Genomic DNA, 13,552 nt, shown 5'->3' on the forward strand with positions numbered 1-13,552 from the left:
CCTGATGGACGTGGAGCAGGAGAGCGGCCGGCCGGGGCGCCGGGTGACCAGGCGGAGGGAGCAGCCGCGCCGGGACCCCCTGCTGCGCACCACCGACCGGCTGGTGCTGCCCCGCCACCCGGTGCTGCACGTTCCCGACAACAAGATCGCGCTGTCCACCGCCTCGGTCTATCCCGACAACACCCGGATCGCCTTCGAGCTGGCCGCCAAGCTGGGCTACGACGGCATCGAGGTGATGGTCTGGAACGACCCGGTCAGCCAGAGCCTGCCCGCCCTGCGCGAGCTCTCCGAGCGCTACGCGATGCCGATCCTGGCGGTGCACGCGCCCTGCCTGCTGATCACCCAGCGGGTCTGGAGCACCGACCCGTGGACCAAGCTCAAGCGGGCCAGGGCGGCGGCCGAGAAGCTGGGCGCGGACACCGTGGTGGTGCACCCACCGTTCCGCTGGCAGCGGCAGTACGCCAAGGAGTTCGTCCAGGGCATCGAGCGGATGGCGGGCGAGACGGCGGTGAAGTTCGCCGTGGAGAACATGTACCCGTGGCGCTACAAGGACCGCGAGATGCTCGCCTACGCGCCCGGCTGGGACGTCACCGAGGAGGCCTACCGGCACTTCACGGTGGACCTCTCGCACGTCGCCACCTCCCGGATCGACGCCTTCGAGATGGTCGACCGGATGGGCGACCGGCTGGCCCACGTGCACCTGGCCGACGGCTCCGGCTCCGGCAAGGACGAGCACCTGATCCCGGGGCGCGGCAAGCAGCCGTGCGCCGAGGTGCTGGAGCGGCTGGCCCGCACCGGCTTCGAGGGCCACGTGGTGCTGGAGGTGAACACCCGCCGCTCCGGCTCGCCGGCCGAGCGGGAGGCGGACCTGGCCGAGGCGCTGGCCTTCACCCGACTGCATCTGGCCACCGGGGCGCGCGTACTCTGAAGGCAGGACGCGAACCATCGGGGAGTGGGCAGATGACGGACCTTCAGCACCAGGCTCACGCAGGCTCCTTCGGCGCGGTGGCCGCCGAGTACGACAAGGCCCGGCCGTCCTACCCGCCGCGGCTGTTCGAGGAGATCGAGCGGCTGGCCGGCCGCCCGCTGCGCGGGGCCGACGTGCTGGACGTGGGCGCCGGCACCGGGATCGCCACCCGGCTGCTGGCCGAGCGCGGTGCCCGGGTGATCGCCGTCGAGCCGAGCGGCGGGATGGCCGCCCAGCTGCACGCGGTCAGCCCCGGGATCCCGGTGGTCAAGGGCGTCGGCGACGAACTGCCGTGCCACGACGAGAGCGCCGACCTGATCACCTACGCCCAGGCGTTCCACTGGACCGACCCCGACAAGTCGATCCCCGAGGCGATCCGGGTGCTGCGTCCGGGCGGGGCGCTGGTGCTGTTCTGGAACCTCAAGGACCGCTCGGTGGACTGGCTGGGCGAGCAGGAGCGCCGGCACGCGGCGGCCCTGCCCTCGTACCACTACTACGGCACCATGAACGCCGTCACCGAGCCGCTCTCCCGCTACCCGCTGGACGTCTTCGGGGCCAAGGTGCGCTGGGAGCGGACCATCACGGTGGACGACGTGATCACCGACCTGCGCTCCAAGTCGTACTTCGCGGTGGCCGAGCCCGAGCTGCGCGAGTCGGTGCTGGCCGACGACCGGGCCTGGCTGCTGGGGCTGTTCCCGGACGGCCGGGTGGTGGAGCCGTACACCGTGGACCTGACCGTGGCCGTCAAGCCCCGTTGACGGGACTGACCGCGATGCGGACGGTGCGTCCGTTCCCCGGGACGGCGGCGTAGGCTCGGCAGACACCAGCCGCCCTAACGGAGTGGAGAAGGCAGTGCCCGAGCTGAGGTCCCGAACGGTCACCCACGGTCGCAACATGGCAGGCGCCCGCGCGCTTCTGCGGGCCGCCGGCGTAGCCCGCGAGGACTTCGGCAAGCCGATCATCGCGGTGGCCAACTCCTTCACCGAGTTCGTGCCGGGCCACACCCACCTGCAGCCGGTCGGCCGGATCGTCTCCGCGGCGATCCAGGCCGCAGGCGGCATCCCGCGCGAGTTCAACACCATCGCGGTGGACGACGGCATCGCGATGGGCCACGGCGGCATGCTCTACTCGCTGCCGTCCCGCGACCTGATCGCCGACAGCGTGGAGTACATGGTCAACGCGCACTGCGCGGACGCGCTGGTCTGCATCTCCAACTGCGACAAGATCACCCCCGGCATGCTGATGGCCGCGCTGCGCCTCAACATTCCGGTGGTGTTCGTCTCCGGCGGCCCGATGGAGGCCGGCCGGGCCACCCTGGTGGACGGTACGGTCCGTCGCCTCGACCTGGTCAACGCGATCTCCGACGCGGTCAACGAGTCGGTCTCCGACGCGGACATCGCGATCATCGAGGAGAACGCCTGCCCGACCTGCGGCTCCTGTTCCGGGATGTTCACCGCCAACTCGATGAACTGCCTGACCGAGGCGATCGGCCTGTCGCTGCCGGGCAACGGCTCGGTGCTGGCCACCCACACCGCCCGCAAGGCGCTCTACGAGCGGGCCGGGCAGACCGTGGTGGAGATCGCCACCCGCTACTACGAGCAGGACGACGAGGCGGTGCTGCCGCGCAACATCGCCACCCGCGCCGCGTTCGAGAACGCCATGGCGCTGGACATCGCGATGGGCGGCTCCACCAACACCATCCTGCACCTGCTGGCCGCCGCCCAGGAGGCCGAGCTCGACTTCGACATGCGGGCCATCGACGCCATCTCGCGCAAGGTCCCGTGCCTGTCCAAGGTCGCCCCGAACGGCAACTACTACATGGAGGACGTGCACCGGGCCGGCGGCATCCCCGCCATCCTGGGCGAGCTGCACCGGGGCGGGCTGCTCAACGAGGACGTGCACACGGTGCACGCCGACTCGCTGACCGAGTGGCTGAAGACCTGGGACGTCCGGGGCGGCTCCCCGTCCCCCGAGGCGGTCGAGCTGTTCCACGCGGCCCCCGGCTGCGTGCGCACCGCCGAGGCCTTCTCGCAGTCCGAGCGCTGGGAGTCGCTGGACACCGACGCGGCCGGCGGCTGCATCCGCAGCGTCGCCCACGCCTACTCGGTGGAGGGCGGCCTCGCGGTGCTCTACGGCAACCTGGCCGAGGACGGCTGCATCGTGAAGACCGCCGGGGTGGACGAGTCGATCTGGACCTTCTCCGGCCCGGCCGTGGTGGTGGAGTCGCAGGAGGACGCGGTGGACGCGATCCTCGCCAAGCGGGTCAAGGAGGGCGACGTGGTGGTCATCCGCTACGAGGGCCCCAAGGGCGGTCCCGGCATGCAGGAGATGCTCTACCCCACCTCGTTCCTCAAGGGCCGGGGCCTGGGCAAGGCCTGCGCGCTGATCACCGACGGCCGGTTCTCCGGCGGCACCTCGGGCCTGTCGATCGGCCACGTCTCCCCGGAGGCGGCCTCCGGCGGCACCATCGCGCTGGTCGAGGACGGCGACATCATCTCGATCGACATCCCGGCCCGCTCGGTCAGCCTGGAGGTCTCCTTCGAGGAGCTGCACGAGCGCCGGATGCGGCTGGAGGAGAGCGGCGGCTACCGCCCGGCCCACCGCGAGCGGCAGGTCAGCCAGGCGCTGAAGGCCTACGCGGCGATGGCGACCTCCGCCGACAAGGGCGCGGTGCGGGACGTCACCAAGCTCGGCTGATCCGGCCGGCCCGGCCGGTCGGCATAATCGATTGATGTGAACGACGTGACCGCGCCCGCCCCCGAGCCCATCCGCTTCTTCGGCACCAGCTGGGTGGCCAGGGGCGCCGACTACTGGCTGCGGCGGGCGGCGGTCTCACTCGGGGCCCTGGTCACGGTGGTGGCCGGGGCCCTGGTGCTGCGGTTCGCGGTCGCCGGGGTGGCGCTGTCCCAGTCGGGCGGCCTGGTGAACGGGCTGCTGCTGTTCGCCATCGCGCTCTGCACCTTCCTGGCCGGGGTGCGGATGTGGAAGATCCTCACCGACGGCCGGGACTCGCTGACCGGCTGGATGGCCGAGGACCGGTCGCTCGGCGCGGTCTGGCTGATCGGCTGCGTCGGCTCGGCGGCCGCCTACTTCTTCCGCAGCCTGGTCGAGGCCCCGGGCGAGGCGGTCCGGCGGGCGGCCTGGGAAGCGGCGAAGGCCCGGACCGCGAAGCGGGCGGCGACGCGGTCCGGGCGTGGGGGCGGAAAGAGGAAGCGGTAGGGGGTCAGGAGCGGGTGATGGTGCCGCACTGGCCGTCGCCGGGGCCCGGCTTGGTCCGGTCGTACGGATCGAAGCTCTGGCCGGGGTTCGGGCTCGGCTCCCCGCTGGGCCGGTGCTCGCCCCGGAACTCGGGCTCCAGATAGCCGTCGTGGGCCCCGCAGAAGTTGTTGCCCCGGTCGGCGAACCAGTGCTTCAGGTGCACCTTGCCGGGCTCGACGTCGAAGTGGCCCGGATCGTAGAACCGGAAGTCCACCGTGCGGCGGACGATCTCGCGGGTGACCTTCACGGTCGGGTCGAGTGCGAGCAGGGCCACGGACTGGGCGTTGCCACTGGCCGACGGCGCCGGCGCACCGGCCGACGGCGTCGGCTGGAAGCGCTCCGGGCCCGGGACAACGGCGTAGACGAAGACGTAGTCCGCGTGGACCAGGGACCCGTTCTGGCCGTCGCCCTCGAAGGTCATCTGACCCTGCACCTTGACCTCGGTCACGGCCGGAACGGCGGTGCGGGGGTTGAACCGGCTGAACAGGAACGCGCCGTCGTGTCCATCGCGGGGGTTGGTCAGACCGTCCTGGACCGCCGTGAGGCTCGACTGGTCGAGCATGTCCAGGGCCTGCTGCGGGGTGCCACCGGCCAGCGCGGCGGGGTCCAGGTTCGCGGCGACCATGAAGTCCTTCGCCTGCTGGAGCTGCTTCGCGACCTCGTCCTGGCTGAACACCCCGACCGCCTGCGCCTGCGGCAGCTGGATCCCGTCCGCGCCGCTCGACCAGCTCACCGCAGGGGAGTTCGCCCACGGCTGCGCCACGGTCGGCGTCTTCGGGTCCTGGGTGGGCGGCGCGCTGGTGGGTGCGGTGGTCGCCGCGGCCTGCGTGCTGGGCGCGGCGCTCGCCGCGCTCGGGCCGCCCGGTGTGCCGAAGCTGTTCTGGTACCAGCTGTGCAGCCCGTTCACGTTCAGGGCCGCCGCCACCACCGCGATGGTGAGCAGCACGAAGACCGGGGTCTGCCAGTTGCGCCTGGTCCTGCGCTCGTTGCCCCAGGGGTCGACCCGCTTGGCCTTGCGGCCGAACCGGCTGCGGCGGATCTCGGCGGTCGGCAGGCGCCACGGCTCGGTGGGCTGCGGCGGCTCCTTCTTCCAGCGGGCGGCGAGCATCCGAGTGCGCCCGGACTGCTCCTTGACGGAGGCGCCCTTGATGAACTCCTCGTCCAGAACGAGGTTCGCGAACGGATCAGGCTCTTCGCCGTCGGGGCGCGGCTCGGGGTCTTCGGCTATCGGCACGCGGGTCAGTATGCAGACGCGCCACGGCACCCGGCGCACCGGGTGGTGCCCCGGTGATCACCCGGTGTGCGTTCTGCGGTGATTCCTCCTCAGGTGACCGCCGCTCAACTCCGCCTGGCGCCCTTGACCGAGCCGACCACACCGGCGACGAGCAGCAGCAGGCCGGCCGGCAGCAGCGAGGCGAAGACCGCGCCGATCACGCCCCAGTCGCCGAGGAAGGTCAGCGTCAGGGTGGTGAGCGCCCACAGTGCGACGGTGCCGGGCACTGCGGACTGCCAGGGGTGCTCCTCGGCCCAGCGGCGCAGTCGCCGGTCGCCGGTGTCCCGGCGCAGCCGGCCGCCGACCGTGCCGACCAGGAAGAAGAAAAAGAGGCCCCAGCCGACCGGACCGGCCAGGATGGACGTCGACCAGTGGCCGGTGACCACATCCACGCCCAGGGCGGCGCCGCCCACCACCGCACCCACGGCCGCGGCGGTGCGCCACGGTCCGGTGGTGGCGGAGGCGACGGCCAGGTGGCTGTTCTCGCGTCGCGACAGATCTCCGTGTCCCATGCCTCTACGGTGCTCCTCGCGAGGCCCCGGGGCCAGGGTCGACACCCCTGAGTTTTCCCCTACGGGGCGGTGCCGTCACGGCGCGTCGGGCGGGTGGCCGCTCGATGCCGCCTCGACCAGCATCGGCCAGCCGCGGCTGCAGGCGTGCTCGGTGAGCTCCGGGTCCGGGCCGACCACCCGGGGGTTGCCGACCACGCTGAGGGTGCGCAGGCCGTCGGTGTGGTCGACGTAGCCGAAGCAGCGGGAGGCGTCCAGGCCGAGCAGGATGATCGCCTCGACCACGGTGACCACGGCCGGGTCGTCCTCGGGGCAGGCCGGCTGCTGGGGCTCGGGGCGCACCACCAGGTCGGCGCCGATGCCGAGGGCCGCGATGCCGTGCTCCGCGGCGGCGTGCGGCTGTTCGAGGATGTCCCGCGGGGCCACCAGGACCAGGAGGTCACCGGCCGAGCGGTGGCGTTCCGCGGCCTGCCGCAGCGCCCGGCGCGACCGGTGGCAGCGGTGCCTGTCCCGCAGATCGAAGAATGCGGCGCGCGTCGGCTCCACCATGATCCTGCCAATCCCCCTCGGCCCCAGGCCTGCGTTACGAAGATATCCCGTCTTTTCGAGCGACCAGGGGGTGATCATGGACATTTTTTTCTATTCCTGACGCCCCGCCAATCGGGTTTCCGCCAATGGTCGGCAGGCGACGTGACGGTGGGTCAGGACGTTAATTCCAGGTGTCCGGATCGCCCTGGATTGCACCTGTCTGGCGACTTGACCCGGAATCGTCCCAGACCGACGGAAACGCCCGGGGGGAGATTCGGGCATATAGGTCCGTTTTTTTTGTGTCATGATCACGACATCAACCCACTGGGACCTGATGCCGACATGACGATAAGGGGTACATTCCGCCACGCAGTTGACTCTCTCGTTGACACGCTGTGACTCCTGTTGTTGAGTCTTACTGGACGAAGTCGCCAACGTGGGGATGCGAGATGGGTGGCGCAGACATGGGGACCGTTGGGATCATCCTTGCCGGCGGACGAGGTGAGCGTGCCAAGCCGATCACCCTGGAGTCGGCCGACTACATCAGAAGCAAGGCGCTGATCCCGTTCGTCGGGCGCCGGCTGATCGAGTGGGTCGTCGATGCCTGCCGTGAGCAGGGCATCCGTCGTTTCTACGTGGTGGCGCAGGGGCTGGAGAACCGCAGCCAGATCATGCTGCTGCTGGGCCACGGCGAGCGGTACGGCGTCGAGGTCCGCTATTCCCGGCCGAGTTTCGACCGGTACAACGTGGGCTCCGGCGCGGCCACCCTGCACAACCTGGAGGAATGGGACCTGGTCGAACAGGCCCTGGTCCTGCCGGTCGACTCGGTGTTCGACTTCTCCCTGGCCGAGCTCACCGAGACCCACCGCAGTACCGGCGCCGTGGTCACCGTGGCCTCGGTCGCCCGCACTCCGCAGGAGGTGGCGGGCAAGTACGGCGCGATGCGGACCGATCCGCGCGGCCTGGTCTCCGGCTTCGTCGAGAAGCCCGACCTGGCGCGGATCGCGGACCTGTTCCCCGAGACCCGGAACGACGCCGAGGCGCTGATCCCCACCAACGCGGGCATGTACCTGGTCGACTGCGCCCGGCTGCGCCAGGCCGCCCGGGAGCCGGAGCTGATGCGCCAGGCGCAGCAGCGCCTGGACTGGGGCGGCGACCTGCTCCCCACCCTGGTGGGACGGGGTCTGCCGGTGGCCACCCACCGGATCGCCCGGCTCGGCGACCTGGGCAACGTCGAGGACTACCTGATCACCCTGAAGGACGTACTGGCCGGCGACTATCCGCTGATGAACCAGCTGATGGACAAGCCGAACTCGCAGGCCGGCCGGTACTGGATCCACGAGACGTCACTGGCCACCCGGGACGAGATCACCGGCACGACGCTGGCCGACAAGATCGAGGACGGCAGCGTGGTGATCGGGCCGGGGGTCCGGATCGGCCGCCACGTGGCGGTCGGCAAGGACGTCCACCTGGAGTACACCGACGTCGGAGACGGCGTCGAGCTGAGGGCCGGAGCCCGGCTGAGCCGGAGCTCCTGCGGAGATGCGGCGGTGATAGGCCCATACGCCGACATCAGCGACACCTACGTCGGCCCCATGGTGGAGATCCAGTCGGACCGGGAGCACCCGGTCCGACTGGAGGGTTTCTCGGCCTTGGGGGACGGCGTGCAGCTCTGGCCGGGCTCGCGGCTGTCGGGGGTCAGCGTCTACCCCCGGCTGCGGGTACCGGCGATCGCGAACCTTCCTTCGGGCACCCGGCTGACCAGCTCGGACGACATCCTGCGCTGGATCTGACGGGGCCCGTGACGGCCGAGGCTTAAGGAGAGAAGGCGATGGACAATCCGGTGGTGGTGGTCGGTGGTTCCGGGCGGGTCGGCCGGATCATCGTGCAGCGCCTCCTGGAACGTCGGGAGAGTGTGTGTGCGATCGGGCGCAGCGGCCACCGGGCCCGTCGGCACCTGGCACCGGGGGCGGCGTTCATCGAGGGCGACGTCAGGGCCCCGAAGACCCTGAAGGCGCCGCTGGCCGGATGCTCGGCGGTGGTCTACTGCGTCGAGCCCGGGACCGAGAACCACGGTCCCGACCGGCCTGAGACCACGATGTACCAGGGGGTGCGCAATGTGCTGGCGGCCGCGACCGCCGGCGCCAACCGCCCCCACGTCGTGCTGGTCAGCCAACTGCACGCGACCCACCAGGGGCATCCGCTGAACGCCTACGGGCGGCTGCTGTCCTGGCGGTTCGCGGGCGAGGACCTGCTGCGCGAGTCCGGACTGCCGTACACCGTGGTCCGGCCCGGCTGGCTGATCGACGACCGTGCGGCCGGCCACCGGGTCCGGCTGGACCAGGGCGACCAAGGCACCGGTCAAGTCACCCGGGACGACGTTGCCGAGTCCTGCGTCCAGGCGCTCTACACCCCGGCGGCCCGCGGGGTGACGTTCGAGATCTTCAACGAGCCCGGCACGCCGCTCCCGTCATGGGGAGCGGCGTTCGGTGCGCTGAGCTGGGACCGGACCCCGGTGGGTCTGACCTAGCGCCGGGGCCCCGGACCCGTCCGGGGCCAGTCTTCTCCGCCCGCACCCGTGCGCGCGTCTGTCGGCGGAGAGCGCGGCCGCTCATTCCCCGGAAGGCGGAAAGGCGGCCGGAATCAACAATTCCGGGTGCAGTATGGGTAGGGAGTTGACAGCACATATGACTCAGGGTAAGACGGTACAGACGGAAGTCCCGAGGGATCTGATAGCGCGGGCACCGGTGACTACGGGCCGTCCGCAACCGCTGGGCGCAACGATCGACGCGACTGGCGTGAACTTCTCGCTCTTCTCGGAGCGGGCTTCTCGCGTCGAGCTGCTGCTGTTCGACAGCTATCACGCCCTGCAGCCGGCCCGGGTCGTCGAGCTCGACCTGGAACGGCATCACAGCTACCACTTCTGGCACTGCCACGTGGCCGGTCTGAAGGAAGGACAGGTGTACGCCTACCGAGTCGACGGTCCGCATGACACAAGGGACAGCGGCAGCCGGTTCAACCCGCGCAAGGTACTGCTGGACCCCTATTCACGCGCCAATATCAACATCCTCTGGGACCGCGCTAGGGCGGTGGGCCCGGAGGACAACTGCGCGTACGCCATGCGGAGCATGGTCGTCGATCTGGACGACTACGACTGGGAGGGCGACAAGCCCCTGCGCACCCCGATGGCCGACTCGGTCATCTACGAGATGCACGTCGGCGGGCTGACCGCTTCGCCGACCTCGCGGGTGGTGCACCCCGGCACCTTCAGCGGCGTGGTGGAGAAGATCCCGTACCTCAAGGAGCTCGGCGTCACCGCGGTCGAGCTGCTGCCGGTCTTCGACTTCGACGAGCGCGACGTGCTGCGGATCGGCCCGGACGGCCGGCCGCTGCGCGACTACTGGGGCTACAACCCGTACGGCTTCTTCGCCCCGCACAGCGCCTACTGCTCCGACCCGTGCGGCTGCCTGCACGTCATCGAGTTCCGCGACATGGTCAAGGAGCTGCACAAGGCCGGGATCGAGGTGATCCTGGACGTGGTGTTCAACCACACCTCGGAGGGCAACGAGCACGGCCCGATGATCAGCTTCCGGGGCCAGGCCAACGAGGTGTACTACCACCTCTGGCCGCAGGACCGCCGGCACTACATGGACTTCACCGGCTGCGGCAACGCGATCAACGCCAACCACCCGGCGGTGGCGAAGTTCATCATCGAGTGCCTGGAGTACTGGGTCACCGAGCACCACGTGGACGGCTTCCGGTTCGACCTGGCCTCCGAGCTGTCCCGCGGCGCCGAGGGCTACGAGATGGAGACCCCGCCGCTGCTGTGGGCGATCGAGCTGTCCGGGATCCTCGCCGAGACCAAGATCATCGCCGAGCCGTGGGACGGCGGCGGCCTCTACCAGGTCGGCCGGTTCCCGGGCCGGCGCTGGGCGCAGTGGAACGGCCCGTTCCGCGACGACGTGCGGCGCTTCGTGCGCGGTGACGCCGGCCTGGCCGGCACCCTGGCCACCCGGATCGGCGGCTCCCGCGACCTGTTCAGCAGGGCCGGCGAACTGCCCACCAACAGCATCAACTTCCTCACCTGCCACGACGGGTTCACGCTCAACGACCTGGTCAGCTACAACGGCAAGCACAACCACGCCAACGGCGAGGCGAACGCGGACGGCAGCGACGAGAACTTCAGCTGGAACTGCGGCGTGGAGGGACCGAGCGACGACGAGGCCGTCGAGCGCCTGCGGGTCCGCCAGATCAAGAACATGGCCGCGATCCTGCTGCTCTCCCGCGGCGTGCCGATGATGCTGGCCGGTGACGAGTTCCGCAACGGCCAGGGCGGCAACAACAACGTCTACTGCCAGGACAACGAGATCTCCTGGCTGGACTGGGAGCAGGCGGAGAAGGAGACCGAGACCCTGGACTTCTTCCGGGGCATGATCGCCTTCCGCAAGGAGCACGCCTCGCTGCGTCAGCCGCGGTTCTTCGACGACCGCCGCAACGAGCGCGACCTGCCCGAAGTCTCCTGGCACGGAACCCGGTTGGAGCAGCCGGGCTGGGAGGACCAGCACGCCCGGGTGCTCTCGCTGACCCTCGCCGGGTTCGAGGGCGACCCGGATCTGCACGTGATCCTCAACATGTACCACCTCGGCCTGGACTTCGAGCTGCCGCACATCCCGGGCCACCACTGGGCGTTGGCCGTCGACACCGCGCGCGGTCCGGGGGAGGACGTCCGCCCGGTCGGCTCCCGCGTCCCGGTGGACGGTCGATCCTTCCACGCCCACGGCCGCAGCGTCGTCGTGCTGACCTCGCTGCCCAACGACGGAGGTTCCAACCGATGAGCACTCCCGACACCAGGCGCACCTACTCGGACAGCATCGCCGGCTACATCACCAGCTACGAGCCGACCAAGGAGCGCTTCGGCCTGCGCACCTCGGACGGCCGCGAGGTGGTCATCCACCTCGGCGAGTCGGTGAACTCGCAGATCGTCCGCAACCTCGGCGATCCGGCCCGCGACACCACCGGGGCCACCAGGGACATGCTCTCCGAGGGCCGCTACGTCTTCGTCTACGGGATCTTCTACCAGTGGGACGGCGGGCAGCGGATCGAGGCCCGGCAGATCACCTTCCCGGAGGAGAAGCGCGGCGCCTACGTCTTCGAGCACCCGAACTGGTGGGTCCAGCAGGCCGAGCAGATCGCCGACTTCTACCTGCGCGGGCACTTCCCCGACGGGGTCTACGACTGGCGCAACTTCCGCACCAAGCTGACCCTTTCGGGCACTCACCCGACGGAGACGGCGGGCGCCGAGGTGCGCCAGGAGACCGACACCATCTCCCGGCTGGTCTACGGCCTGGCCACCGCCTTCATGCTGACCGGTGAGGAGCGCTTCCTGCGCGCCGCCGAGTCCGGCACCGAGTACCTGCGCGAGCACATGCGGGTGGTCGACGAGGGCGAGAAGGTCGCCTACTGGTACCACGCCATCGACATCACCGAGGGCGCCCAACGCAAGGTCTTCGCCTCGGAGTTCGGCGACGACTACGACGCCATCCCGATGTACGAGCAGATCTACGCGCTGGCCGGTCCGACCCAGACCTACCGGATCACCGGCGACCCGCGGATCCTCAACGACATCGACCACACCGTGTCGCTGTTCGAGAAGTACTTCCGGGACACCGAGCGGGGCGGGTTCTTCTCGCACCTCGACCCGATCACCATGGACCCGCGCTCCGACTCGCTGGGCCGCAACCGGTCCCGGAAGAACTGGAACTCGGTCGGTGACCACGCCCCGGCGTACCTGATCAACGCCTACCTCGCCACCGGCCGGGCGGACTACGCCAAGCTGCTGGAGGAGACGGCCGACACCATCACCAAGTACTTCCCGGACGAGCCCAACAGCCCGTTCGTGCAGGAGCGGTTCCACGCCGACTGGAGCCCGGACCGCACCTGGGGCTGGCAGCAGGACCGCGCGGTGGTCGGCCACAACCTCAAGATCGCCTGGAACCTGACCCGGATCCGCAGCCTGGTCGACAAGGCCGAGTACACGGCGCTGGCCGAGCGGATCGCCGAGATCATGCCGCCGGTCGGCAGCGACCAGCAGCGCGGCGGCTGGTACGACGTGGTGGAGCGCCAGGTCGACCCGGCCACCGGCGGTCACCGGCTGGTCTGGCACGACCGCAAGGCCTGGTGGCAGCAGGAGCAGTCGATCCTCGCCTACCTGATCCTGGCCGGCGTCTCCGGCGACCCGGAGCACAAGCGGCTGGCCCGCGAGGCGGCGGCGTTCTACAACGCCTTCTTCCTCGACTACGACGACGGCGGCGTGTACTTCAACGTGCTGGCCAACGGCATCCCCTACCTGCTCGGCACCGAGCGGCTCAAGGGCAGCCACTCGATGGCCGGCTACCACGCGCTGGAGCTGTGCTACCTGGCCGCCACGTACACCGGCCTGCTGGTCAACTCCTCGCCGCTGACCCTGCACTTCCGGCCGCTGCCCGAGTCGTTCCCGGGCCGGGTGCTGCGGGTGGCACCGGACCTGCTGCCGGTCGGCAGCATCCAGATCGACCAGGTCTGGATCGACGACCAGCCGTACGACGACTTCGACCCCAAGGGGCTGACCGTCAACCTGCCGGAGAGCGCCGAGCCGCTGCGGGTGCGGGTGGTGGTCGAACCGGTCGAGATGCGGATGCGGATCTCCAGCGAGTTCGACGGCAAGACCGCGCACATCAAGCTGGCCGGCGTGGTCGACAAGGACGAGCTGGACAAGTTCCGCCGCGGGCTGACCGAGGCGCTCTCGGTCCGGCCGCAGCCGCAGCGGGTCGAGTTCCACCTCTGCGAGGTGACCGAGATGACCCGTCCGGCGATCAACGAACTGCTGTTCCAGCGCACCAAGGCGGGCATGGACGTCGACTTCGTGGTCGTCGGCTGTGCCCTGCCGGAAGTGGCGCAGGCACTGGCGGCGACCGACGCCTTCCTGCTCGATCCCCGGGAAACGTGCGAGAGCTGACCTGCGGAGTTGAACACGTCTCT

General features: G+C 70.2%; 11 protein-coding genes. 8 read left to right on the top strand and 3 right to left on the bottom strand.

The features are described 5' to 3' along the window. Window positions 1-4 precede the first annotated feature (4 nt). The 4 genes from E6W39_RS24870 (at window position 5) to E6W39_RS24885 (ending at window position 4,186) form a co-directional block, all read left to right on the top strand. Window positions 5-928, top strand: coding sequence for a sugar phosphate isomerase/epimerase family protein (locus E6W39_RS24870; protein WP_141635424.1), 924 nt, complete (start codon window positions 5-7; stop codon window positions 926-928). Between the two features lie 32 nt (window positions 929-960). Next, on the top strand, window positions 961-1,725 hold the full coding sequence (locus tag E6W39_RS24875) for a class I SAM-dependent methyltransferase (protein WP_141635425.1): 765 nt from the start codon (window positions 961-963) through the stop codon (window positions 1,723-1,725). A 94-nt stretch (window positions 1,726-1,819) separates the two neighbouring features. Continuing rightward, the gene (gene ilvD, locus E6W39_RS24880) at window positions 1,820-3,664 is read left to right on the top strand and encodes a dihydroxy-acid dehydratase (protein WP_141635426.1); all 1,845 of its coding nucleotides are present in this window, start codon (window positions 1,820-1,822) and stop codon (window positions 3,662-3,664) included. Between the two features lie 36 nt (window positions 3,665-3,700). After that, a complete protein-coding gene (locus E6W39_RS24885) occupies window positions 3,701-4,186 on the top strand; it encodes a hypothetical protein (protein ID WP_228718347.1) in 486 nt (161 codons plus the stop codon). Window positions 4,187-4,190: 4 nt separating this feature from the next. On the opposite strand, the gene E6W39_RS24890 is transcribed toward E6W39_RS24885, so the two are convergent. The 3 genes from E6W39_RS24890 to E6W39_RS24900 all read right to left on the bottom strand — a co-directional run bounded on the left by E6W39_RS24890 (window position 4,191) and on the right by E6W39_RS24900 (window position 6,556). Next, window positions 4,191-5,459: an SCO2583/SCO2584 N-terminal domain-containing protein gene (locus E6W39_RS24890; protein ID WP_141635428.1), complete on the bottom strand. Its 1,269-nt coding sequence runs from the start codon at window positions 5,457-5,459 to the stop codon at window positions 4,191-4,193. Between the two features lie 104 nt (window positions 5,460-5,563). After that, the gene (locus E6W39_RS24895) at window positions 5,564-6,010 is read right to left on the bottom strand and encodes a hypothetical protein (protein ID WP_141635429.1); all 447 of its coding nucleotides are present in this window, start codon (window positions 6,008-6,010) and stop codon (window positions 5,564-5,566) included. A gap of 75 nt (window positions 6,011-6,085) precedes the next feature. After that, window positions 6,086-6,556 (bottom strand): HAD family hydrolase, encoded by a 471-nt coding sequence (locus tag E6W39_RS24900; RefSeq protein ID WP_141635430.1) that lies wholly within the window; start codon window positions 6,554-6,556, stop codon window positions 6,086-6,088. A 443-nt stretch (window positions 6,557-6,999) separates the two neighbouring features. Here E6W39_RS24900 and E6W39_RS24905 point away from each other — a divergent pair, with 443 nt between their 5' ends. The 4 genes from E6W39_RS24905 to E6W39_RS24920 all read left to right on the top strand — a co-directional run bounded on the left by E6W39_RS24905 (window position 7,000) and on the right by E6W39_RS24920 (window position 13,529). Then, window positions 7,000-8,328: a sugar phosphate nucleotidyltransferase gene (locus E6W39_RS24905; protein ID WP_141635431.1), complete on the top strand. Its 1,329-nt coding sequence runs from the start codon at window positions 7,000-7,002 to the stop codon at window positions 8,326-8,328. A 38-nt stretch (window positions 8,329-8,366) separates the two neighbouring features. Next, window positions 8,367-9,065 carry an NAD(P)H-binding protein gene (locus tag E6W39_RS24910; RefSeq protein ID WP_141635432.1) on the top strand — a complete coding sequence of 233 codons (699 nt, stop codon included), beginning with the start codon at window positions 8,367-8,369 and terminating at the stop codon, window positions 9,063-9,065. Between the two features lie 157 nt (window positions 9,066-9,222). Further along, a complete protein-coding gene (gene glgX / locus E6W39_RS24915) occupies window positions 9,223-11,370 on the top strand; it encodes a glycogen debranching protein GlgX (RefSeq protein WP_141635433.1) in 2,148 nt (715 codons plus the stop codon). Then, on the top strand, window positions 11,367-13,529 hold the full coding sequence (locus E6W39_RS24920) for an AGE family epimerase/isomerase (RefSeq protein ID WP_141635434.1): 2,163 nt from the start codon (window positions 11,367-11,369) through the stop codon (window positions 13,527-13,529). The genes glgX and E6W39_RS24920 overlap by 4 nt, the downstream gene beginning before the upstream one ends. Window positions 13,530-13,552 lie beyond the last annotated feature (23 nt).

The organism is Kitasatospora acidiphila (genome assembly GCF_006636205.1).
Classification (GTDB): domain Bacteria; phylum Actinomycetota; class Actinomycetes; order Streptomycetales; family Streptomycetaceae; genus Kitasatospora; species Kitasatospora acidiphila.